This window comes from Stenotrophomonas sp. ASS1 (genome assembly GCF_004346925.1).
GTDB lineage: Bacteria > Pseudomonadota > Gammaproteobacteria > Xanthomonadales > Xanthomonadaceae > Stenotrophomonas > Stenotrophomonas maltophilia_A.
Genome location: NZ_CP031167.1, coordinates 3723213 through 3746912, shown reverse-complemented (window position 1 = coordinate 3746912; position 23700 = coordinate 3723213). Strand labels below are relative to the sequence as shown.

General features: G+C 67.1%; 17 protein-coding genes. 8 read left to right on the top strand and 9 right to left on the bottom strand.

All coding sequences use genetic code 11. The features are described 5' to 3' along the window. Positions 1-100 precede the first annotated feature (100 nt). The gene (locus MG068_RS17335; protein WP_032129106.1) at positions 101-2392 is read left to right on the top strand and encodes an NADP-dependent malic enzyme; all 2292 of its coding nucleotides are present in this window, start codon (positions 101-103) and stop codon (positions 2390-2392) included. 524 nt (positions 2393-2916) lie between these two features. On the opposite strand, the gene MG068_RS21110 is transcribed toward MG068_RS17335, so the two are convergent. From MG068_RS21110 to MG068_RS17320, 4 genes are all read right to left on the bottom strand, one after another. Continuing rightward, positions 2917-3060, bottom strand: a complete 144-nt coding sequence (locus MG068_RS21110; RefSeq protein ID WP_165929943.1) for a hypothetical protein — start codon at positions 3058-3060, stop codon at positions 2917-2919. After that, on the bottom strand, positions 3057-3872 hold the full coding sequence (locus tag MG068_RS17330) for a hypothetical protein (RefSeq protein WP_132810761.1): 816 nt from the start codon (positions 3870-3872) through the stop codon (positions 3057-3059). The genes MG068_RS21110 and MG068_RS17330 overlap by 4 nt, the downstream gene beginning before the upstream one ends. A 206-nt stretch (positions 3873-4078) precedes the next feature. Next, on the bottom strand, positions 4079-4813 hold the full coding sequence (locus MG068_RS17325; RefSeq protein WP_132810760.1) for a basic secretory protein-like protein: 735 nt from the start codon (positions 4811-4813) through the stop codon (positions 4079-4081). Continuing rightward, positions 4810-8154, bottom strand: a complete 3345-nt coding sequence (locus MG068_RS17320; RefSeq protein ID WP_132810759.1) for a GH92 family glycosyl hydrolase — start codon at positions 8152-8154, stop codon at positions 4810-4812. The genes MG068_RS17325 and MG068_RS17320 overlap by 4 nt, the downstream gene beginning before the upstream one ends. 421 nt (positions 8155-8575) lie before the next feature. Between MG068_RS17320 and MG068_RS17315 the strand changes: the two genes are divergently transcribed. Genes MG068_RS17315 through MG068_RS17305 form a run of 3 tightly spaced genes read left to right on the top strand, consistent with a single transcriptional unit; the run spans position 8576 to position 11216 of the window. Continuing rightward, positions 8576-8773, top strand: coding sequence for a zinc-finger domain-containing protein (locus MG068_RS17315; RefSeq protein ID WP_005410967.1), 198 nt, complete (start codon positions 8576-8578; stop codon positions 8771-8773). A 15-nt stretch (positions 8774-8788) separates the two neighbouring features. Further along, on the top strand, positions 8789-9904 hold the full coding sequence (locus MG068_RS17310) for a glycosyltransferase (protein WP_132810758.1): 1116 nt from the start codon (positions 8789-8791) through the stop codon (positions 9902-9904). Beyond that, on the top strand, positions 9885-11216 hold the full coding sequence (locus MG068_RS17305; RefSeq protein WP_132810757.1) for an O-antigen ligase family protein: 1332 nt from the start codon (positions 9885-9887) through the stop codon (positions 11214-11216). The genes MG068_RS17310 and MG068_RS17305 overlap by 20 nt, the downstream gene beginning before the upstream one ends. A gap of 100 nt (positions 11217-11316) precedes the next feature. On the opposite strand, the gene MG068_RS17300 is transcribed toward MG068_RS17305, so the two are convergent. Further along, positions 11317-12234 carry an LpxL/LpxP family Kdo(2)-lipid IV(A) lauroyl/palmitoleoyl acyltransferase gene (locus MG068_RS17300; protein WP_049398382.1) on the bottom strand — a complete coding sequence of 306 codons (918 nt, stop codon included), beginning with the start codon at positions 12232-12234 and terminating at the stop codon, positions 11317-11319. 60 nt (positions 12235-12294) lie between these two features. Between MG068_RS17300 and waaA the strand changes: the two genes are divergently transcribed. Beyond that, positions 12295-13593 carry a lipid IV(A) 3-deoxy-D-manno-octulosonic acid transferase gene (waaA, locus tag MG068_RS17295; RefSeq protein ID WP_049398381.1) on the top strand — a complete coding sequence of 433 codons (1299 nt, stop codon included), beginning with the start codon at positions 12295-12297 and terminating at the stop codon, positions 13591-13593. Between the two features lie 229 nt (positions 13594-13822). Beyond that, positions 13823-15040, top strand: a complete 1218-nt coding sequence (locus MG068_RS17290) for an APC family permease (protein ID WP_132810756.1) — start codon at positions 13823-13825, stop codon at positions 15038-15040. 100 nt (positions 15041-15140) lie between these two features. Here the strand turns inward: MG068_RS17290 and MG068_RS17285 are convergent, their stop codons facing one another. From MG068_RS17285 to MG068_RS17275, 3 genes are all read right to left on the bottom strand, one after another. Further along, a complete protein-coding gene (locus MG068_RS17285; RefSeq protein WP_132810755.1) occupies positions 15141-16499 on the bottom strand; it encodes a TolC family outer membrane protein in 1359 nt (452 codons plus the stop codon). Positions 16500-16515: 16 nt separating this feature from the next. Then, on the bottom strand, positions 16516-17163 hold the full coding sequence (locus MG068_RS17280; protein ID WP_049421767.1) for a protein-L-isoaspartate O-methyltransferase family protein: 648 nt from the start codon (positions 17161-17163) through the stop codon (positions 16516-16518). 136 nt (positions 17164-17299) lie between these two features. Further along, entirely contained in the window at positions 17300-17980 is a 681-nt protein-coding gene (locus MG068_RS17275; protein ID WP_132810754.1) for a TetR/AcrR family transcriptional regulator, read from the bottom strand. 119 nt (positions 17981-18099) lie between these two features. On the opposite strand from MG068_RS17275, the gene MG068_RS17270 reads away from it, so the two are divergent. Both MG068_RS17270 and MG068_RS17265 read left to right on the top strand, forming a co-directional pair. After that, on the top strand, positions 18100-19230 hold the full coding sequence (locus MG068_RS17270) for an efflux RND transporter periplasmic adaptor subunit (protein WP_132810753.1): 1131 nt from the start codon (positions 18100-18102) through the stop codon (positions 19228-19230). 4 nt (positions 19231-19234) lie between these two features. Then, on the top strand, positions 19235-22396 hold the full coding sequence (locus MG068_RS17265; protein WP_132810752.1) for an efflux RND transporter permease subunit: 3162 nt from the start codon (positions 19235-19237) through the stop codon (positions 22394-22396). A 389-nt stretch (positions 22397-22785) separates the two neighbouring features. Here MG068_RS17265 and MG068_RS17260 read toward each other — a convergent pair whose 3' ends face one another. Continuing rightward, positions 22786-23691 (bottom strand): LysR family transcriptional regulator, encoded by a 906-nt coding sequence (locus tag MG068_RS17260; RefSeq protein WP_032129092.1) that lies wholly within the window; start codon positions 23689-23691, stop codon positions 22786-22788. Positions 23692-23700 lie beyond the last annotated feature (9 nt).

The window sequence follows — 23700 nt, the reverse complement described above, 5'->3', positions numbered from 1 at the left end:
TGCGGTCGCAGCATGCCTGCGACAGGATAGCGACAGGTCCAGACGCTCCAACGGGGGTATCATCCCCTGTCCCTTCTGCCCATTCATGTAACCCACATCGATGTCCAACGAAGATTTCAAACAGGCCGCCCTCGATTACCACCGGATGTCCCCGCCGGGAAAGATCAAGGTTTCCGCTACCAAGCCCATGCTGACCCAGCGCGACCTGTCGCTGGCGTATTCGCCGGGCGTGGCGTACGCCTGTGAAGCGATCAAGGCCGACCCGCAGCAGGCCAGCGAGCTGACCGCCCGTGGCAACCTGGTGGCGGTGATCTCCAACGGCACCGCGGTGCTGGGCCTGGGCAACATCGGCGCGCTGGCCGGCAAGCCGGTGATGGAAGGCAAGGGTGTGCTGTTCCAGAAGTTCGCCGGCATCGATGTGTTCGACATCGAAGTGGATGAAACCGACCCGGACAAGCTGGTCGACATCATCGCCTCGCTGGAGCCGACCTTCGGCGGCATCAACCTGGAAGACATCAAGGCGCCGGAATGCTTCGTGGTCGAGCGCAAGCTGCGCGAGCGCATGAAGATCCCGGTGTTCCATGACGACCAGCACGGCACGGCGATCATCGTCGGCGCAGCCGTGCTCAACGCCATGGCGATCACCGGCAAGAAGATCGAGGAAGTGAAGCTGGCGACCACGGGCATGGGCGCGGCCGGCATTTCCTGCGTGAACATGCTGGTGCAGCTGGGCCTGAAGCCGGAGAACATCCTGGCCTTCGACCGCGAGGGCGTGATCCACACCGGTCGTACCGACCTGGACCCGGAAAAGCAGCGCTATGCGCGCGACACCGACAAGCGCACCCTGGCCGAGATCGTCGACGGCGCGGACATCTTCCTGGGCCTGTCGGCGCCGGGCATCCTGACTGCCGACATGGTCAAGACCATGGCGCCGGATCCGGTGATCTTCGCGCTTGCCAACCCGACTCCGGAAATCATGCCGGAACTGGCGCGCGCCGCCCGTCCGGACGCGATCATCGGCACCGGCCGTTCGGACTACCCGAACCAGGTCAACAACGTGCTGTGCTTCCCGTACCTGTTCCGTGGTGCGCTGGACGTGGGCGCGACCGCGATCAACGAGGAAATGAAGATCGCCTGCGTGCGCGCCATCGCGGCGCTGGCGCGTCGTGCGGCCACCGACATGGGTTCGGCCTATGGCGGCGAGACCCCGAGCTTCGGTCGTGAATACCTGATCCCGCGCCCGTTCGACCGCCGCCTGCTGGTGGAGCTGTCGGCCGCCGTGGCCCAGGCCGCGATGGACTCGGGCGTGGCCTCGCGCCCGATCGACGACATGGGCGCTTACCGCGACAAGCTGGCCCAGTTCGTCTACCGCACCAGCCTGATGATGAAGCCGGTCTACGACCGCGCGCGCAGCGACAAGCAGCGCGTTGTGTATGCCGAGGGCGAAGAGGAAGTGGTGCTGCAGGCGGTGCAGAACGTGGTCGATGACGGCCTGGCGCACCCGATCCTGATCGGCCGCCCGGAAGTGATCGAGTCGCGCATCGAGCGCCTCGGCCTGCGCCTGAAGATCGGCGAGAACGTTGAAGTCACCAACATCAACGACGACCCGCGCTTCAACGAGTACTGGCAGTACTACCACGGCCTGACCGGCCGTCGTGGCGTGACCGTGGCCGCGGCGAAGAACCTGATGCGTTCGCGCCCGACCCTGATCGCTGCAGTGATGGTGGCCCGTGGCGAAGCCGATGCGATGCTGACCGGCATCGTCGGCCGTTTCCACAAGAAGCTGGGCTACGTGCGCAGCGTGCTGCCGCTGGAGCCGAAGGTCACCTCGACCTCGGCGATGACCGGCGTGATCAACCAGCAGGGCGTGTTCTTCTTCGTCGATACCCACGTGCAGGAAGACCCGACCGCCGAGCAGCTGTGCGAAGCGACCCTGCAGGCGGCCTACCGCATGAAGCTGTTCGGCATCGAGCCGAAGGTGGCGCTGCTGTCGCACTCCAACTTCGGCAGCCACGATTCGAAGGACGCGCTGAAGATGCGCCAGGTGCGCGAGCTGCTGCTCAAGCGCAACCCGCGTCTGAACGTGGACGGCGAAATGCAGGGCGACACCGCGTGGGACGAAGCGCTGCGCCAGAAGCTGCTGCCGGGCTCGACCCTGCAGGGTCGAGCCAACCTGTTCGTGCTGCCGAACCTGGAAGCGGCCAACATCGCCTACAACCTGGTGCGTGTGTTCACCGACGGCGTGGCGATCGGCCCGATCCTGATGGGCGTGAACAAGCCGGTGCATATCCTGACCACCAGCGCGACCTCGCGCAGGATCCTGAACATGACCGCCATTGCGGCGGTGGATGCGCAGATCCGCAAGCAGCTGGAAGCGGAAAAGAAGGCGTAAGCCTTCTTTCCAGCGTCAGCTGCAGAAGCGCGCCCCCGGGGCGCGTTTCTGTTTCCGCAAAGCGGAAACGGGTAGTGCCGGCCGCTGGCCGGCAACCGCAATCATGTCCACCACCACCGCAGCCGGCCAGCGGCCGGCTCTACCGCCCGCCGGCCTGTGCCACACGCGCTACGCCGCCCGGTCATGTCCCTGCAACGCCGTTGCGGCCCAATACGCCCACGCGGCCCGGCCGTGGGAAGGGACCGGACCGGCCTTCCCACCCTGGGCCCGACCAACTTTTCATGGGCGAGGGTGTCATGCGCAATCGAGTGACGCGGCGGTACTTTCAGCAGCTGTTCGCGCTCTACGCCGGCTTCGTGCGGTCGCGCTGAGGCAGTGATGTGGTAGCGCCTGGCCATGCCCGGCGAGCGCGCAGCGTGGCGAATCAGGCATTTCGCCGGGTGTGGCCTGGCGCTACTGAGCGAACGTGGCAACCAAGGTGTGCCGCAGTGGTAGCTATTGAGCTACCGAAATATCTCCGATGGTCACCCTTTCTCCGCCACCATATCCCCGGCTACATTGCAGGCCTTGCCGCAGTAGAATTTCCCAACCGACGCTGCGATTGCTGCGCCTCCCAGGCACGCGACCACGATCATCAGCCAGCGATTGCGTTTCGACTTTCCTTTCATTTCATTTCTCCTTTTCTTCGATTCGATATCTCGATATGCCATCGGTTCGATTCCCGTTGCTGGTCCGGTGAGAGTTGGCTCCAGAGCCGCTCGGCATAGCGAAGCCCCTTGCCGCCACTGGCCTGGCTGAATGCGCGCGCATAGGCGTGTGCGCGTGCTGCATCGCGAGGCACATGCAGGCCATCCTCAAAGGTGGCCGCAAGAAGCATCAGGGCATTGCTGTCACCCGAGTCCGCGGCTTCGTTGAGGAATCTCACTGTCGCTTCCTTGAATCGCTTGACGAGCTCTTCATCGAACATGGAGTGCTCATCGTCGAACTGATGAGACGCCAGTCCCGAGAACATCAATTTCGCAGTGGAGTCGCCGTCTGACGCCGCGTAGTAGGCGAGGTCATAGATGGAGTGTTCTGATTCAAGAGCGGAGCAGTCTGAGTCACCCAGAACGTTTTCCCGGAACTCACGCTGCTGGTCGGGAGTCAGTCCCGTCGGAATGTCTGTTCCCGCCAAGCTTGCGGCGTTTATGCAACGCGCTATGTCCTGCGCCAGCAGAAGGGCCTGCTGGGGCGACAACTTTCGGCGAATTGCAATCAACTGAGTCCCGGCGGCGGCAACGCTTGCGGCCTGCGTCGTCTCGATCGCAGCATCTTTTCCGTTGATACGAACCCGTACGGTCTGCTGCTCTTGGGGGGCAACAGCGAGAACGCTCGGCGTGTTGCTTCTCGTCCAGATCGCGGTCGTGATCAGTGCAATGGCTGCTCCTGTCACCAGCACAACGACCGCTTTGCGCCTACCGACCTTGGTTCTGATTTTCATGCAAGCAAGGTTAGCGACCCTCGCTCAGTCACGATGTCGGTTGCTGCCGCGTGCTGTTGTGAACAGGCGCCTATCCGACTCGTCGGATTACTCCGCGTGAGATCGTAATGAGATCCCGTTGGGCAGGTCATGCCGGGCCATGCCAGGCGGGCGCGCAGCGCGGCGAAACAGGCGTTTCGCCGGGCAAGCCACGGTGCTACCTGCGGTCAGCGCTTGCCGCGCCGTGCCGGCGCCGGTGCATCCGAACGCGGCTTGGCGTACTGCGCCCACAGCGCCGGCAGTGCCTTGCCGGTGTGCTTCTGCCACAGCGCCGGTGCATAGCGGCCGTCGCGCAGGGCCTTGTCCAGTGCCAGCACCAGGCCGGGATGTTCCGCCTCCGCCCACTTCAGGAACGCACCGGTCACCCGGTAGCCGCTGTCGACGTTCTGCCCCTTCTCGACCTTCATCGGCAATGCCCAGCCAGCGGCGGCGTTGTCCATGCCGTAGCGGTCGCGCGCGTAGTCGGCGATGCCTTCCACCAGCCAGCCCGGTACCCGTGCATCGCCGTAGCCGGGATACCCCTGCACGATGTGCATCGCCTCATGGGTGACCAGGTCGATGTCGTTCGGGTGCTGCGCCAGCCAACCCGGATTGATGGTGATCGTCGCTGCCTGGTCCTTGTCGCCGACGAAGGCAATGCCGGTGTAGGCCGGATCGATCACGATGCGCACCATTGACGGCGCAGCGGGATGGAAGTCCGCACGTTCGCGCAGGTACGCGAAGAAGAACGTATCGATCACCCGCTTGCGCTGCGGTGCGGCCAGGGCGCCACGGGCGTCCTGGTAGTTCAGCGTCACGCCGTCGCGGGTCAGCTGCGTATCGAACGCCTGGGTCTGGCCGAAGCTTGAGAAGGACAGGGCAACAAGGGCCAGAGGCAGTAGACGGAAGCGCATGCAGCTCATTGTACGGTGCCGGCCGCCAGCAGTTCGATTTCCGCCAGCGGCATCCGGCCCGGTGCGGCCAGGCGCAGTCGGTATTCGCTGTAGCGGCCGGGTTTGGCGATGCGGAACGGACGGGTCTGGCGGGCAGACGCGAAGTCTTCGCCGCTGCGCTGGTCGAGCACGGTCCAGCTGCCGCCGCCGTTGCGTGCCTCCAACGTCCACTCACCGCCCTGGATGCGGCCGTCACCGCTGGTGAGCGTGTACATCGTCGGCGTGCCGTCGCTCAGTCCGGTCAGCGCGATGGTTGCGCCGCCGCCCAGACCCACGGTGGTGCTCGCATCGTCATCGACCAGTGCGGGCAGGGCACGGCCATCGGCCAGCATCGCCTTCGCGCCGCTGCCGAGCAGGTCGTGCAGCAGCTGCGGGCGCTGGCCGCGCGCGGTCAACGAGCGCGGCACATCGTCCACGCCGCTGCCCCAGCGCGAGGGACGGGGTCCCATCACGAAGTCGAGGGTCGCGCCCTTGGCGATCAGGTCGTGCGGCACCCAGGTCTTCGTCCACGGCGTACCGTTGATCTTCAGCGACTGCACGTAGACGTTCTCGCGCGAGTTGTTGGCCGCGTTCACGGTCAGCACCGCGCCACCCTGCAGCTCCACCCGTGCATGCTCGAATGCCGGCGAGCCGATCACGTACTCCGGGGCGCCCATGCGCAGCGGGTACAGGCCCAGCGACGCCAGCACGTACCATGCCGAGGTTTCGCCGTTGTCCTCATCGCCCGGATAGCCCTGGCCGATCTCGCTGCCGACGTACAGCCGCGACAGGATCTCGCGCACGTGCTGCTGGGTCTTCCACGGCTGCCCGGCATACAGGTACATCCACGGGATGTGGTGCGCAGGCTGGTTGCTGTGCGCGTACATGCCCATGCGCACGTCGCGTGCTTCGGTCATCTCGTGGATGGTGCCGCCGTAGGAGCCCGCAAGTGCCGGATCCGCGGTTTCCGGCGTGGCGAAGAAGGTATCCAGCTTCGCCGCCAGCTTTTCGCGGCCACCGTACAGCGCGGCCAGGCCTTCGCCGTCATGGGCGGCGGTGAAGGCGAAGGTCCAGCCGTTGGATTCGGTGTAATCGTGGCCCCACACGCGCGGGTCGTAGTCCTTGGCGTCCACGCGCCAGCGGCCATCGGCCTTGCGGCCCTGGAAGAAGCCGGCGGCAGGGTCGAACATCGTCGCGTAGCTGGCGGCGCGGTGGCGGAAGTAGTCGGCCTCGGTGCTGTAGCGCTCGCGTGCGGCAGGTGCGGTCGCGCGCTTGGCCAGGGCATCGGCCATGTTGGCGATGCCGAAGTCATTGAGTGCGCCTTCCATCGTCCACGACATGCCTTCGTGCACGTCGGCGCTGGCGTAGCCGCGGAAGGTCGAACGGTCCATGCCCTTGCGGCCGACATGGCGGTCGGGTGGTACCACGGTCGCGTTCTTCAGCGCGGCGGCATAGGCCTCGGCCGGATCGAAACCGCCGATGCCCTTCAGCCAGGCATCGGCGAACGCCACGTCAGAGCTGGTGCCGACCATCAGGTCGGCGTAGCCCGGCGACGACCAGCGCGCGATCCAGCCGCCGGCACGGTACTGCTCGATGAAGCCCTGTACCAGCTGCCCGGCATCCTCCGGAGCGAACAGCGCATAGGCCGGCCAGGTGGTGCGGAAGGTGTCCCAGAAGCCGTTGTTGACGAATACCTTGCCGTCGCGCACGGCGGCGTAGCTGCGGGTCGCGCTGCCCTCGGTGTTGTCATCGCTGGCGCTGGCCTGGTTGGCGTAGCGCCACTCCGGTGCGGCGGCGCTGCCCACGTTCTCGTGGCCGGAATTGGGGTACAGGAACAGCCGGTACAGGCTGGAATACAGCGTGGTCTTCTGGTCGTCGCTGGCATCGCCGATGTCGAAGCGGCCCAGGCGCGCGTCCCATGCATCCTGCGCACGGCCGGCCACGCTTTCCAGCGTATCGGCTGCGGCGATTTCCAGGGCCAGGTTGTGCCGTGCCTGTTCCACCGAGATCAGCGAGGTGGCGATGCGCATGGTCACCCGCCGGTCGCTGCCGGCATCGAACTTGATGTAGCCGGTCGGTCGGCCGGTGCCGATGCGCCCGCTGCTGTGCCATGGCCTGTCGAAGCTGGCTGCCACGTACATGCGGCTGGCGCCATTGGACAGCCCGCTGCGCGTATCGGTGTAGCCGGACAGTGTCTGCGTGGCAGCGTCCAGGGTCAGGCCACCGCGTGCATCGACATTGTCGAACAGCAGGTTGGCGTCGCCGCCCTCGGGGAAATCAAAGCGGAACAGCGCGGCATGATCGGTCGGCGCGATGGCGGCCGCGATGCCGTTGTCGAAGCGCACGTCGTAGCGATACGGGCGCGCGCTTTCATGGCTGCGCTCGAATGACAGCGCGCGCTTGCGACGGTCGGCCTCCGGCACGCCACGGCTGGCCGAGGGCATCACCTGGAAGGTCTGGCGGTCGCCCATCCACGGGCTGGGCTGATGGCTCAGCGCAAGCGCCTGCAGCTGCGGGCGGTTCTGTGCGTCGTTCTGTTCGTTCCAGCGGTACAGCCAGTTCAGTGCGCCAGCATCGGTCACCGGGGTCCAGAAGTTGAATCCGTGCGGTACCGCGGTGGCCGGGAAATTGTTGCCGCGCGAGAAGGTGCCGTTGGCCTGGGTGCCACGGGTGGTCAGCACCCAGTCGGAGACGCGCGCTGGCTGCTGACGTGGCACTGTGTCCAGGCGCACGTCATCGATCCAGCCCGAGACCGGTGCACCGTCGGCACTGGCCACGTCCAGTTCGATCGCCACCACGCGGCGGCCCTTCAGCGCGGGCACGTCGCCCAGCCGCACCGCCTTGCGCGCCCACTGCTGCGGATACAGCGTCTTCGAATCGCCCTGCGCGCGCGCACCGATGGCCACGCCATGCTGGTCGCGTGCAGCGCTGGCCGAAACGCGGCTGCCATCGTCCAGCAGCAGGTCCAGTGACACATAGGTCGAGGCCACGGTGTCCTTGCCGACGATCTCCGGCAGCACCAGCCACGACAGGGTGGTATCGGCCTCGATGGTCATGTCCGCCTTGAACAGCTCGCGTCGCGCGCTGCCGCCTTCGCTGCTGTAGCGCAGTGCATGCAGGCCGCTGTAGCCCGCATTGCGCTTGGCGGCGTAAGGCGCAGCAGGGCCGTTGCCGATCGTGACCTGCAGTGCGCCTGCGGCCGGTGCCGGCGCCGGCTGGCCCGGTTCGAACGAGGTCTGCAGTCCCTGTGCCAGCACCGGCATCGCGGTAGTCGCACAGGCCAGGGCCAGGGCGAGCGGAAGCAGGGCGCGGCGTGGATCGGACAGGGTCATGCAGGGGTCTCCCGGAAGGGCAGGCGGCGGGCAGAACCCGCATCGGCGGACACCACGGACAGCATCGCTCCGCCCGCCGGGATGGCAGTGGAAGAGGCGATGCCGGTCCGGTGGGGGCGGGCCATGCGATCGGGTCGGATTGGAGTGGGCCGGTTTACGACCTGGCCCGATCCTGCAACAGCCGTGGCAACCTGACAAGTGCCATTTAGTTCGATCCAAATGCGGGAAATATCGTTGTCGGCGGATTTTCGGCGTGAACCTGCAGGATCGATCGGGAATTTCCACCGGCACCCCGTCCCGAGGTGGCATGCAGGGCCGCAGGGAATCGGCCCGGTACGCGCAAAGACCCGTTGCGGCGCAATGTCGGGGCGGCCCAGATGCTAGAATCACAGGCCTCGCAACCCGTTCATCGACATCCGCCATGAGCCATACCGCCACCGCGCCCGCCAACGCCGAGAAGCGCTACACCGTGCACCGCAGCGATCTGCCGCTGAGCTGCCCGACCCCGGAAATGGCGCTGTGGAACTCGCATCCGCGCGTGTACCTGCCGATCGAAGACGAGCCCAACGGCGAAGCGCAGTGCCCGTACTGCGGTTCCGTGTTCGTGCTGGCCGACTAAGCGGCCGCCCCTTCGATGCGCCGATTGACCGTGGTGCAGTTGCTGCCGGCGCTGCACTCCGGCGGTGTCGAGCGCTCGACCCTGGAAATCGCTGCGGCCCTGGTCGCTGCCGGCCATCGTGCGCTGGTGGTCTCCGCCGGTGGCCGCCTGGTGCAGCCGCTGCTCGATAGCGGTGCCGAGCACCTCACCCTTGATATCGGCCGCAAGTCGCTGCTGACCCTGCGCCACCTGCCGACCCTGCGCCGCCTGTTCGCTGAAGTTGGCGCCGACATCGTGCATGCCCGTTCGCGGCTGCCGGCCTGGCTGGGCCTGTACGCGATCCGCGCGATGCCTGCCGCACAGCGCCCGCATTGGGTGACCACCGTGCACGGGTTGAACTCGCCCAGCCGCTACAGTGCGATGATGACCAGCGGTGAACGCGTGATCTGCGTGTCCAACACCGTGCGCGACTACGTGCAGCGGCACTACCCGACGGTTCCCGAAGCGAGGCTGCAGGTGATTCCGCGCGGCGTCGATGTCGCACAGTTTCCCCGCGTGGCCCGCGCCGACCGTCGGCCACGACTGGCGCTGGCAGCCGATTACCCGTGGCTGGCGCAGGTTGAGGGCCCGCTGCTGCTGCTGCCGGGGCGTGGCACCCGGCTGAAGGGGCATGCTCATGCGCTGCAGTTGCTGGCGGATGTACGCGCGGCCGGTGTGCCGGCACAGCTGTGGATGCTGGGCACCGATGAACCCGGCCGTGAAGCCTACGTGGCCGACCTGCGCCGGCAGGCGGCTGCTTTGGGCGTGACCGACGTCGTGCAGATCAGCACGCCGACCGCGCGCATCGCCCAGGCCTATGCGGCCAGCGATCTGGTGCTGCAGCTTTCGGACAAGCCCGAAGCGTTCGGCCGCACCGTGGTCGAAGCGTTGTCGGTCGGTCGCCCGGTACTGGGCTGGGACCATGGCGGCGTCGGCGAACTGCTGCAGCAGCTGCAGCCGGCCGGCGCCGTGCCGCTGGGCGATGCACGGGCGCTGGGTGAACGTGCGCTGGCCCTGCTGGCGCAGCCGCCGTCCTTGCCGACCCGCATCCCGTTTACCCTGCAGGCCATGCAGCGCGACACCCTTCGCCTCTATGCCGACCTTGCAGGCTGACGCCGCACCCATCGCGGGTGACGAGCGCGCCGGGCGCTGGGCGCCCTGGTGGGTGCTGGCCTATGTGGCGCTGTGGCCGTTGCCGGGCATCGCTGAAACCGTGCTGGGTCTTGGTGCGCTGTATGCCGCGGTGCGCATGATCATGCGCCGCCTGCAGCGCCGCCCGCACCTGCTGACACCCGCCGCGTGGGCGCTGACCTCGATCCTGTTCCTCGGTTACTGGCTGCCGCAGGCGTTCTCCGCCTTCGATGCGATCGATCCGGCGGCGTCGTGGACCAAGGCGGCCGCCGGCCTGCGCTACCTGCCCTTCATGTGGCTGGTGGCGATCGCCGTGGCCACGCCGGAACGCCGGCGGCTGACCTTCGGTGGCCTCGCATTGATTACCGCTGCGTGGACGCTGGATGCACTGGTGCAGGCGGTTGTGGGTACCAGTCCGTGGTTCTGGTCACTTGAGCAACTGAAGTTTGCAGTAAGCGGTCACGCGTTGTGCCCGGCCAGCGAGGCAGCATGGGTCGATCGCCTCAGTGGCGCGCTGGGGCCGTGCAACCTGAAGTTCGGCCAGGTGCTGGCCAGCCTCTCACCGTTCCTGTTGCTGCCGCTGGCGCGCCGCTTCGGCAATCCAGGGTGGGTCCTGGCTGCGGCGGCGCTGGGCTGCGTGCTGCTGCTGGCCGGCTCGCGCGCGTCGTGGATCACCTTCGCGCTGGTGCTGGCCTACAGCGGCGTGCGCCAGTTCGGCTGGAAGCGGTTGGTGCTGCTGGGGCTGGTCGCTGTCCTCGGAGCGGGTGTGCTGACCGCCAGCGTGCCGCAGCTGCGTGAGCGCTTCGCACGTACGGCGATGGCCTGGGAGGGGAGCGAACGCGGTGTCGACGAGGCGTTGTCGGGGCGTGCGCGGATCTGGGACGCCGCGGCCTGCATGATTGAAGAGCACCCGATCAACGGGGTCGGCGCGCGCGGTTTCCGCGATGCCTATCCGGCCTGCGTGTCTGGCGACGAACCGGCGGTGTGGGGCGATGCCCCGGCGTTGCATGCCCATCAGATCGTGCTGGAGATCCTGGCGGAAACCGGTGTGATCGGCCTTCTGCTGTGGTTGGCTGCGGTGGCCCAGGCCTGGCGGGCCTGGCGATATGCACCGGCCGCCGCCCGTGAGCGTGCGCGCCCGGCGATGCTGGCGCTGGCGGTCACCGTGTTCCCGCTCAATACCCATCTGGCGTTCTATTCCGCGTTCTGGGGGGGCCTGACGGTGATGCTGGCCGCGTTGTTCGCCGGCAGCCTGTTGGCCCGCGAAACGGATGAATCTCCGCCGATGCAGTAGTTGCCAACCTTGGTTGGCTCTTCGGGACCGGCCTCGGTTCATCGGCGCCAACCAAGGTTGGCGACTACCATGAGCACGCTGGCCCTTCCACCGCATCCGGTTATTTGTAGAAATCGCTCCGCCCGCCGGGCTGGCGCTTGAACCGCCGATGGATCCACAGGTACTGGTCCGGGGCTTCGCGCACCATCTCTTCGATGGCCTGGTTGACCCGCGTGGTATCGGCTTCCACATCCTCGCTGGGGAAATTCTCCAGCGGTGCGCCGATCTTCAGGAAGTACTTTCCGCCCTCGCGGCGGTGGAAGTACGGAATCACCGCGCAGCCGGTCATCCGCGCCAGCTGGTGGGTGGCGGTAATGGTGGATGCGGTATGGCCGAAGAACGGCACGAACACGGTGTCCTTGCCACGCATGTCCTGATCCGGCGCATACCAGAGGAAGCCGCCCTTCTTCAGGTGGCGCACGGTCGCGCGGATGTCCTCGTTGGCGAACATCGCCTTGGCATAACGCAGGCGGCCAAACTTCACCGCCCATTCGTACACCGGGTTCTTGTGCTTGCGGTACATGCCTGAAAGATCGACGTAGTCGCACAGCAGGCGGCCGCACATCTCCAGGGTCATGAAGTGGCCGGAGACCAGCAGCACGCCGCGGCCTTCGGCCTGCATCTGCCGCAGATGCTCGAGGCCTTCGATCTTCACCTGCGGGCGGATGCGGTCGATGCTGCCCCACCAGGCGCGGATGCACTCGAGCACGCCCACGCCCAGCGCGTCGAAGCTGTCGCGCACCAGGCGCTGGCGCCAGGCTTCGTCCTTCTCCGGGAAGCACAGCTGCAGGTTGACCTCGGCGGCGCGACGGCGGCTGCCGAGCAGGCGCCAGCTGATCCAGCCGACGCCCCGGCCGAGCGCACGCTGCAGCATCCACGGCAGGCGGGCGATGGCGAAGGCGCCGAGCATGGCGGCGAACATCGGCCAGTTGCGGGGATCGCGCAGCGACGGGCGGACGGCGGTGGTGGCATCTGACATGGCGCCATTCTACCAACCCGGCTGCGTGTCTTTCCCGGGGGGCTCCCGTATCCTTGCCGCATGCGTAAAGACCCTGTCGAATGGATCCTGCGCGGCCTGTACTCGGCCGTGCTCTACATCCTGCTGCCGATCACCGTGTACCACCTGGTCTGGCGCGGTTTCCGGGTCCGTGAATACTTCCGGCGCTGGGACGAGCGTTATGCCTCGTATCCGCAGCCGACCGGCCAGCCGCGGGTCTGGCTGCACGCGGTCTCGGTGGGCGAGGTCAATGCCGCCGCGCCGCTGGTGAATGCCCTGCGCCAGCAGCGTCCGGACATCCGCTGGGTCATCACCACCATCACCCCGACCGGTTCGGAGCGCGTGCGCGCGCTGTGGGGAGACGCGCTGGACCATGTCTATCTGCCGTACGACGTACCGGGCAGCGTCAACCGCTTCCTCGGCCATTTCCAGCCCAGCCTGGCACTGATCCTGGAAACCGAGCTGTGGCCGAACATGCTGTTCGGCTGCCGCGACCGTCGCATCCCGGTCTACATCCTCAACGCCCGCCTGTCCGCGCGTTCGCTGCGCGGTTACCGGGTGCTGGCGGCGCTGATCCGCCGTGCGCTGCGCACGGTCACCTGCGTGGCCGCGCAGTCGCAGGACGACGCCGAGCGCTTCGTGCAGCTGGGTGCTGCGCGTGAACAGGTGCAGGCGCTGGGCAACCTCAAGTTCGATATCGCCACGCCGGATGTGCAGGGCTTCGTCGAGCAGTTCCACGCCTGCGTGCCCGCCGGGCGCCCGGTGTGGATCGCGGCCAGTACCCACGATGGTGAGGAGCAGGCGGTGATCGACCTGCATCGGCGCCTGCGCCAGCAGCACCCCGACCTGTTGTTGCTGTGGGCGCCGCGGCACCCCGAGCGCTTCCCGAAGGTGGAGGCGCTGGCGCGCGAGCAGGGCTGGAACGTGACGACCCGTCGCGCGAAGCAATGGCCGGAGGCCGGCACGGATGTATTCGTCATCGACACCCTGGGCGAGCTGATGCCGTTCTATGCCTGCGCGCAGGTCGCTTTCGTCGGCGGCAGCCTGCAGCCGATTGGTGGCCACAATCTGCTGGAACCGGCGGCGATGGGCACTGCCGCTGTGACCGGTCCGCACCTGCACAACTTCGCCGAGATCTCACGGCGCATGCGTGAGGCCGGTGCCTTGCTGATCGGCGAGGACGTGCAGGCGGTAGGTGATCTGCTGCAGCACCTGCTGGGCGACGCAGCGGCGCGCGAGGACATGGCCCGTGCTGGATGCACGCTGGTCAGCAATGGCCGTGGTGCCCTGCAGCGCACGTTGGCGCTGGTCGCGCCACATCTGCCGCCGCCGCGCAGCTGAGCCGGGCAGCAACACCGCCGGGGCGGACACTACGTGGACCGACTGACGTGATCGACTGCATCAATTCTGCTTAGCAGCCGGATTCCTGTCGCAGCAGGACCGGATGCGTGGCTGCGAACGTGTTTGTGGTCACATCGCGATGCGCACGGTACGGATTCTGATACCGCCCTTTGGCGCAGGCTGCCAGCCTGCTGTCGACCGCGCTTGGGCGGAATCAAGAGGGCTTGCGATGGACTGCGACAACCGCCGTGGCCGGCACGCGCTGCTGGGAATGGATCACTTCGCGTTGGTGGCGTTGACCCTGTTGCTGGGGGGCAGCGTGATCGCCCTGGTCGGCCAGTACACCGCCGCCCAGGCCGGCCCGGCCATCGTACTGAGTCTGCTGCTGGCCGCACTGGGCACAGCGCCGATGCTGTATTGCCTGCACGTGCTGAACCAGCAGCAGCCGGAAGCCGATGGCCTGTACGGCCCGCTGCGGGCCGCCTGGGGCACGGCAGTCGCGCGCCTGCTGGGTGCTGTGCTGCTGCTGGAGCTGGTGGCGACCAGCGCCGGCGTGGCGCAGTCCATGGCGGGCCACGCGCGTGCGGTGTTTGCCAGTCGCGGTATTGAAACCGGCAGCGCATTGCCGGATCCGGTGATGGCCGTCACCAGCCTGCTGGTGCTGGGTGCGTTCGTGTTGCTGCCTCCGCGTCGCATCGCGCTGATGGTCTGCGTGCTGTTGACGGTGAAGATCGGTGTTGGGCTGTTGCTGCTGGCGCTGGCGGTCCGCCACGTGCACTACGCGAACTGGATCCCGTGGCTGCCGGACGCCACCGCGCCCTATCGGTTCGGACCCGGCGGGGTGCTGGCGGCAAGCGTGCCCTTGCTGGCGGTGTTTGCCAGTGTGGGTCTGGCATTGGGGTTTCCTGGGCGTGGCCCGCAGGTGCGTGCGCAGTCACCAGGGCTGCTGGCGGCCGCGCTGCTGCTGGCAATGCTGCTGCTGATCGTGCTGGCGGCGTTGCAGGCCGGCCTGGTCGAGTTCCCGGCATTGGCCAGTACGCGGCCGTTGTCGGTGGCATTGCAGGGCCATCTGCAGTTGCAGTGGCTGCTGCCGTTGCTGCCGCTGGCGGGCATGGCTGGGCTGGCAGCACTGCTGCTGGTGCTGTTGTCGTTGGCCACACAGCTGGCAGCGCAGCTCTGGCCTGTGGCCGTGGATGAAGCGCCCGGGTTCCGGACACGGCTGATACCGGTCACCGTGGTGCTGGCGGCGCTGCTGGCGTTGGGAACGCCCGTCGATGCATTGCCGGTGCTGCCAGGTCCGGCAACCCTGCTGGTGATGGCGGCTTTGTGCCTGGCAGTACTGCGTGTGCGCGCGCCGATGCCGGGTGCTGCGATGGTGCTTGCGCCGCTGGCCGCGGCGCTGTGCGTGCTGGCCGCAGTGGAGCGGGCAGGCGCGTGGCCGGGCTGACGGCCGGCGGATCTGCGCCATGTCTGGGTGGGGCCGTACGCGCTGCCCACAAAAAAGCCACCCTCCCGGGTGGCTTCTTCGTTGCCGGCAGGGCGACGACTCAGTGCGTGGTCGTTGCCGGGTTGCCCGCGTCCTGGGTCAGCAGGCGGTTCACGTCCTGCAGCTCGGCCACATCCAGCGCACCCAGCGACTGGCTCAGCAGCAGGCGGTTCTGCAGGAAGGTGTAGCGGGCCTGGGCGTAGTCCAGCTGCGCCGAGAACAGGATGCGCTGGTTCTGGATCACGTCCAGCACGGTTCGGGTACCGACTTCCAGGCCGACCTGCGACGCGTCGTACGCGCTCTGCGCCGAGACCACCGCCAGGCGGCGCGCTTCCACTTCGCTGATGCCCTGCACCAGGGTCTGGTAGGCATTGCGGGTGTTGCGGTCCAGGGCACGCTTCTGCTGCTCGTAGCCATCCTGGGCGATGTCACGCTGGGCCAGTGCCTGGCGCACGCCGGACTGGGTGGCACCGCCGGCGAAGATCGGCACGCTCAGGGTCAGCCCGATGCTGTTGGTGCGTGCATCCGGCGACAACGAGCCAGCACCGGTGCTGTCGCCCCAGGTGGCGGTCTTGCCCCAGCTGCCGCCCAGCGACAGGGTCGGGTAGTGGCCACCACGTGCGGCCTGCACGCCGGCCTCGGCGGCGCTGACCTTCAGTTCCTGTGCCTTCAGTGCCGGATTCTGGTTGGTGGCCTGGTGCACCAGCTCATCGATGTTGCCACGGTTGGCCGGCACTTCCGGGCGGAAGTCCGCCGGCAGGCCGCGCAGGTTGACCACCGGCTGGCCGGTCAGTTCGGTCAGGGCCTGGTAGTTATCGGCCAGGGTGTTCTGCGCAACGATGGTGTTGGCACGTGCCTGGTCGTACTGGGCGCGTGCTTCGTGCACGTCGGTGATCGGCGCCAGGCCCACTTCCAGGCGCTTGTCGGCGAAGTCGAACTGCTTCTTCGCGGCCGCTTCATTGGTCTGTGCGGCGTTCAGCGATTCGATCGCCACCAGCACGTTGAAGTAGGCCGCCGAGGTGCGCACGATCAGGCTGTCGTTGGCCGAATCGAGGGTGAAGTCCGCCGCCTTGCTCAGCTCGCGCTGCGAACGCAGGTTGTTGATCTGGGTCCAGTTGAACAGCGTCTGGCTCCCTTCGATCGTGTAGTTGCGGCGCTTGCTGGTCACGGTGCCGGAGTTGGCGTCATGGTCCGCCTCGCTGCGCGAGCGGTTCAGCGTGGCCTGGCCGTTGATCTGCGGCAGCAGGGCAGCGCGGGCCTGCACGGCGCCTTCCTTGTCGTACAGCCGGGTGGATTCGGCGGCGGACAGCTGCGGATCGCCATTGCGCGCCATTTCGTAGACCTGCAGCAGGTCGGCGGCATGGGCGGACAACGGCAGCAGGGCAGTGGCCAGCGCAACAGCGAGGGATCGGCGGATCATTGCGGCTTCCTTGGACTCAGAGGTGGAACTGGGGGGCCGGGGCGGCACCACGCAGGTAATCAATATCGGTCTCGAACAGGGACTCGCTGCTGCCGTCGGCCTTGACCAGCAGGGCCTCCATCGCCGGCGAGCGGCCGTGGATCACGAACAGGCGACCACCCGGACGCAGCCACGAGGCGAACTGTGACGGCACCACGTCGACCGCACCAGTGACACAGATCACGTCAAAGCGGCGTTCGGTCTGCCAGGACAGGGCGTCGGCCACTTCCACGCGGACGTTGGTGCCCAGGCCGGAAGCGTCCAGGCGGGCACGCGCGGCGGCGGCCAGTTCCGGGTCGATCTCCAGGCTCAGCACGTCGCGCGCCAGCGCGCCGATGCAGGCTGCCAGGAAGCCGCTGCCGGTGCCGATTTCCAGCACTTCGTCACCCGGCTGCAGATCCAGTGCCTGCAGGGTACGGCCCTCGATGACCGGCTTCATCATCTTCTGGCCATGGCCGATCGGGAGTTCAACATCGGCATAGGCCAGTGCCCGGTGTGCATCGGCGACAAAGGCCTCGCGCGGCAGGCGGGCCAGGACGTCGAGCACCTTGATGTCCAGCACGTCCCAGGGACGGATCTGCTGTTCCACCATCAGTTCGCGGGCGTGGGCGTAATCAATCGTCATGAGGTTCAAATCCAGCGCAGTGGGCCGGCCATTTTACCGGTGCCGGAGGCCGGCGGCGCGCCCAGAGCATCAGCTGCCGGGTGGCCGGGGTCGCAGTGCCGGAAGTCATCGCGACCTCCGGTTCGTTCAGTTTTGGTTATCCGGCCGTCCCGGCCCCTCTTGGCGCGTAGGCGCGCAGGAAGAAGTCGATGCTGGCGGTCACATGGGCAAGAGGGTCGCACTCCACCGGTGACAGTGGCATGCCGCACATCATATGCATGTGCACTTCGCCCTTGACCAGGGTAAGGAACTGCTGGCCAGCCAGGTAATAGTCGGGGATGTCCAGCTCGCCGCGTTTGCCGCGCGCGCGCAGGAAATCGGCCAGGGCCTCGCAGGTACGTTCCGGGCCGGCCTGCCAGAACAGCTCGCGCAGGCGTTCGTCGGTCTCCGGCGCCATCATCATGCGCTGGATCGAGATCGCTGCGTCGGAGGTGATCAGCTCGAAGAAGGCCAGGCCGATGCCGATCAGCTGGTCGCGCAGGGGGCCGTCCGCGTCGGCCACGAACAGCGCATCAGGCAGCATTTCAATGCATTTTGACTGCACGGCCTCGGAGAACAGGGTCTCCTTGTCGCCGAAGTGGCTGTACACAGTCAGCTTCGAGACGCCGGCCTGAGCGGCGATGGTGTCCATGCTCACGCCGGTATAGCCCTGTTCGATGAACAGTGCCTTGGCTGCTTCAAGGATCGCCGCGCGCTTGCCGAGGTCCTTGGGACGCCCGGGTCCGGCGGCCTTGGCAGCGGGCTTGGCCGACGGCTTGCGGGAAGTGTGAGAACTCATCACGACAATACTAGACCAAGCGGTTCGATATTTATACTATACCGGCCGGTTTATTAAATTGGGCCGGCAGTCGCGGCTCCCCCCTTAGTTGCAACCCTGCGTTTTCAGGACGTTGACCGATGAAGATCGTGCGCTGGATGGGCGGTATGGTGTGGATGGCTGCGCTGGCAGCCTGTTCGGGACAGGAACAGGCGCCGCAGGCGGCCGTGCCGGTGCTGGTGGTTCACCCCGGCGAGCAGGCCGGGCAGGCGCCGGCGGCGTTCCCGGGCACGGTGCGTGCACGGCAGGAAAGTCCGCTGTCGTTCCGCGTCGGCGGCAACCTGGTCAAGCGCCACGTCGATGCCGGGCAACGGGTGAAGAAGGGCGACGTGCTGGCCGAGCTGGACGTGGCCGACTTCGCGCTGCAGGCGCGCGCCTCGCAGGCGCAGCTGGCGGCGGCCGAAGCCGATCTGGTGCGTGCCCGCGATGACCTCAAGCGCTACCAGGTGCTGGCCGACCAGCAACTGGTCAGCCGTTCGCAGCTGGACCAGCAATCCGCCGCTTTCAAGGCCGCGCAGGGGCAGGCCAACGCGGCCCGCGCCAACCTTGATGTGCTGCGCAACCAGGCCGACTACGCACAGCTGCGCGCGCCGGCCGATGGCGTGATCGCCAGCCGCGAGGCCGAAGCCGGGCAGGTGGTGTCCGCCGGCCAGACCATCTTCAACCTGGCCGCCGATGGCGGCCGCGAAGTGCTGATCGACCTGCCCGAGGCGACCATCCGCGACTACGCGGTCGGCCAGCCGGTCGAGGTGGAATTGTGGAACCGCCCGGGCCAGCGCCTGCCCGGTACGATCCGCGAGATCGCCGCCGCCGCCGATCCGCAGGCACGCACCTATGCCACCCGCGTCAGCCTGGCCGCCGATGCGCTGGCCGATGTCGAACTGGGCCAGAGCGCACGCGTCTACAGCAGCGCCGGTCGCCACGGTACCCTGCAGCTGCCGCTGGGCGCGCTGCAGCGCGGTGCCAACGGTGCCGCCAGCGTGTGGGTGGTCGATCCGGCCAACAGCACGCTGAAGGCCGCCTCGGTCACCACCGGTGCGTTTGGCAGCGAGACCGTGCCGGTGCTGTCCGGCGTGAACGCGGGTGACTGGGTGGTTGCCGCCGGTGGCCACCTGCTGCGGGCGGGCCAGCCGGTGATCGCCGTGGACCGGCAGAACCGCCCGGTGCTGAAGCCGGCCGCGCCGGCCGCTGCCGCCAAGGCCAAGGAGTAAGCCGGTGCGCCGCTTCAATCTATCCGAGTGGGCGCTGGCCAACCGACCCCTGGTGCTGTTCGCGATGCTGGCCTTCGCGCTGATCGGCGCGTGGTCGTACAAGCACCTGGGCCAGTCCGAGGATCCACCATTCACCTTCAAGGCGATGGTGGTGCGCACGCTGTGGCCGGGCGCCACCGCCGAACAGGTCTCGCGGCAGGTGACCGAGCCGATCGAGAAGGCGCTGATGAACACCGGCGAGTACGAGTTCATCCGCTCCTATTCGCGCCCCGGCGAATCGCAGGTCATCTTCATGGCCCGCGACAGCCTGCGTTCCAGGCAGATCCCGGACCTGTGGTACCAGGTGCGCAAGCGCGTGGGCGACATCCGTGCGACGCTGCCGCGCGAGATCGTCGGTCCGTTCTTCAACGATGAGTTCGGCGACACCTACGGCAACATCTATGCGTTGACCGGCAAGGGCTTCGACTACGCGGTGATGCGCGACTACGCCGACCGCATCCAGCTGGAACTGCAGCGCGTGCCCGATGTCGGCAAGATCGACCTGGTCGGCCTGCAGGACGAGAAGGTGTGGATCGAGCTGTCCAACACCCGCCTGGCCACGCTGGGTGTGTCGATGCAGCAGGTACAGCAGGCGCTGGCCGACCAGAATGCGGTCACCGGCACCAGCTTCTTCGAGACCGCCACCGACCGCGTGCAGCTGCGCGTGACCGGCCAGTTCAACGACATCGAAGCGATCCGCCAGTTCCCGATCCGCGCCGGTGACCGCACCGTGCACCTGGGCGACATCGCCGAGGTCAAGCGTGGCTTCGCCGATCCGGCGTCGCCGAAGATGCGCTTCATGGGTGAAGAGGCCATCGGCCTGGCAGTGGCGATGAAGGATGGCGGTGACATCCTCAAGCTCGGCGCCAATCTCGATGCCGAGTTCGAGCGCCTGCAGAAGACCCTGCCGGCGGGCATGCAGCTGCGCAAGGTGTCCGACCAGCCGCAGTCGGTGGAAGAGTCGGTCGGCGAGTTCGTGCAGGTGCTGACCGAAGCCGTAGTGATCGTGTTGCTGGTCAGCTTCTTCTCGCTGGGCCTGCGCACCGGCCTGGTGGTAGGTGTGACCATCCCGCTGGTGCTGGCGATGACCTTCTTCGTCATGCACTACTTCGACATCGGCCTGCACAAGATCTCGCTGGGCGCGCTGGTGCTGGCGCTGGGCCTGCTGGTGGACGATGCGATCATCGCGGTGGAGATGATGGCCACCAAGATGGAGCAGGGCTACGACCGCCTGCGTGCGGCCAGTTTCGCCTGGGAGTCGACCGCGTTCCCGATGCTGACCGGTACGCTGATCACGGCGGCCGGCTTCCTGCCAATCGCCACGGCGGCATCGAGCACGGGTGAGTACACCCGCTCGCTGTTCCAGGTGGTGACCATTGCGCTGGTGGTGTCGTGGATCGCGGCGGTGCTGTTCATCCCGTACCTGGGCGACAAGATGCTGCCGGACCTGTTCAATCCGCAGCCGCCGAAGCCGGGCAGCCTGTCCGCGCGCTGGCTGGCCAAGCGCCAGCAGTGGGCCGACCGCTATCCGGCGCTGGCCAACCTGATCGCGCCGCCGCAGCACGGGCACGACCATGATCCGTACCAGCGCCCGTTCTATCGCAGCTTCCGTCGCTTCCTCGATGGCTGCCTGCGCCACCGCTGGTGGGTGATCGCCGCGACCATCGCCCTGTTCGTGTTCTCGCTGATGATGTTCCGCTTCGTGCCGCAGCAGTTCTTCCCGGATTCGACCCGGCCGGAACTGATGGTGGACATCGAGCTGGCCGAGGGCGCGTCGCTGCGCTCGACCCAGGCCCAGGCCGAGAAGCTGGAGAAGCTGCTGTCCAACCGCGATGGCATCGCCAACTACGTGTCCTACGTGGGCACCGGTTCGCCGCGCTTCTACCTGCCGCTGGACCAGCAGCTGCCGGCCACCAACTTCGCCCAGTTCGTGGTGCTGGCCAAGGACATCAAGTCGCGCGAAAGCACCCGCGACTGGCTGCTGCATGAGGTGATCCCGAAGTTCCCGGACGTACAGATGCGCGTCACCCGCCTGGAGAACGGCCCACCAGTCGGCTATCCGGTGCAGATGCGTATTTCCGGCGAGCACATCGAGAAGGTGCAGGCGATCGCACGGCAGGTCGAGGCCAAGGTGCGTGAAAACCCGCACGTGATGAACGTCAACCTGGACTGGAGCGAGCCGAGCAAGGTGGTGCGGTTGGTGATCGACCAGGAGCGTGCGCGCGCGCTGGGTGTGAGCAGTGCCCAGGTCAGCCAGTTCCTGTCCAGCTCGCTGGCCGGGCAGTCGGTGAGCGTGTACCGCGAGGGCAACCGCCAGATCGAGATGCTGCTGCGTGGCCCGGCCGATGAGCGCAACCAGCTGGAGCTGCTGTCCAGCCTGTCGATGCCGACCGCCAACGGCGGCAGCATCACGCTGTCGCAGGTGGCGACGATGGAGTACGGCTTCGAGGACGGCATCATCTGGCACCGCAACCGCCTGCCGACGGTGACCGTGCGCGCCGACATCAGTGATGGCATGCAGCCACTGGACGTGGTGCATCAGATCCTGCCGACGCTGGATGGCATCCGTGCCGAGCTGCCGAACGGTTACCTGCTGGAAACCGGCGGTACCGTGGAGGATTCGGCACGTGGCCAGAACTCGATCAAGGCCGGCATGCCGCTGTTCCTGGTGGTGGTGGCCACGCTGCTGATGCTGCAGCTGCGCAGCTTCTCGCGTGCGGCGATGGTGCTGGTGACCGCGCCGCTGGGCATCATCGGCGCGACGTTGTTCCTGCTGCTGTTCCGCGCGCCGTTCGGCTTCGTGGCGCTGCTGGGCACGATCGCGCTGGCGGGCATGATCATGCGCAACTCGGTGATCCTGATTGACCAGATCCAGCAGGACATCGATGCCGGGCATGACCGCTGGCATTCGATCATCGATGCGACCGTGCGCCGTTTCCGCCCGATTGTGCTGACCGCGCTGGCGGCCGTGCTGGCGATGATTCCGCTGTCGCGCAGTGCGTTCTATGGCTCGATGGCAATCTCGATCATGGGGGGCCTGATCGTGGGCACCGTGCTGACCCTGGTGTTCCTGCCGGCGCTGTACGCGGCGTGGTTCCGGGTCAAGCCGGACGAATCCGGGACGTAACGCCCCGGGTTCGGCGGCCACTGCCCTGGTAGGTGCCAACCTTGGTTGGCACTGTTGCACGCATCCACGCATGGCGGGGATTTACCGCAGCGGGTCTTGGCCCTGGTAGGTGCCAACCTTGGTTGGCACTGATGCGCGCATCCACGCATGGCGTGGATCTACCGCAGCGGGTCTTGGCCCTGGTAGGTGCCAACCTTGGTTGGCACTGATGCGTGCATCCACGCATGGCGTGGATCTACCGCAGCGGGTCTTGGCCCTGGTAGGTGCCAACCTTGGTTGGCACTGTTGCACGCATCCACGCATGGCGCGGATTTACCGCAGCGGGTCTTCACCCTGGTAGGTGCCAACCTTGGTTGGCACTGTTGCACGCATCCACGCATGGCGTGGATTTACTGCAGCTGCAGGCCGCTCCGCAGCACCGGCAGCAGCCATTCGATGAACACCTGCACGCGTTGCGCGCGGTGCTGCCGATGCGGTTGCAACAGGGTCACCGGCAGCGGTTGCGCCACGTGCTGTGGCATCACTTCCACCAGCGCACCAGATTGCAGTTCGGCCTGCACGTCGTAGCGCGGAATCTGCAGTAACCCCAGCCCCGCCACGCAGCACGCGATCGAGGCCTCGGCGCTGTTTACCCGTACCCAGCCAGGCATCGGCAGCGTGCGCAGCTGGCCACCGTCCTGCCATTCCCACGGTTCCACCCGCGCCGTGGTCGGCGATGCGTAGTTCACCGCGCGGTGCTGCTGCAGGTCGGCAGGATGCTGCGGTACGCCGTGTTCGCGCAGGTAGGCCGGCGCGGCGACGTTGACGAAGTCGAGCTGTCCCAGCATGCGGGCCACCAGGCTGGAGTCACCCAGCTGGCCGACCCGCAGCACCGCATCACAGCCGTCTTCGATCAGGTTCACCGCGCGGTCGGTCATGCCCAGGTCCACTTCAACCTGCGGATGGCGCGCGAAGAAGTCGGGCAGGGCCGGGGCGAGGATGCGGCGGCCGATGCGGCTGGGCACGTCGATCTTCAGCAGGCCCACCGGCTGTGCGTCATCCTGTCGGAACAACGATTCGGCGTCTTCAACCTCTGCGATCAGGCGCAGGCAGCGGGCATGGAACACGTCGCCATCGTGGGTGGTGGAGACCCGCCGGGTCGAGCGCTGTAGCAGGCGGGTGCCGAGCCGCTGCTCCAGCTCGGCCACCGCCGCGGAAACGGTGGAGCGGGGCAGGCCGAGCTGGTCGGCGGCGCGGGTGAAGCTGGCGCATTCCACCACCCGGGTGAAGATGCGGAAGCGATCGATCCGGTCCATTGTTCGCCT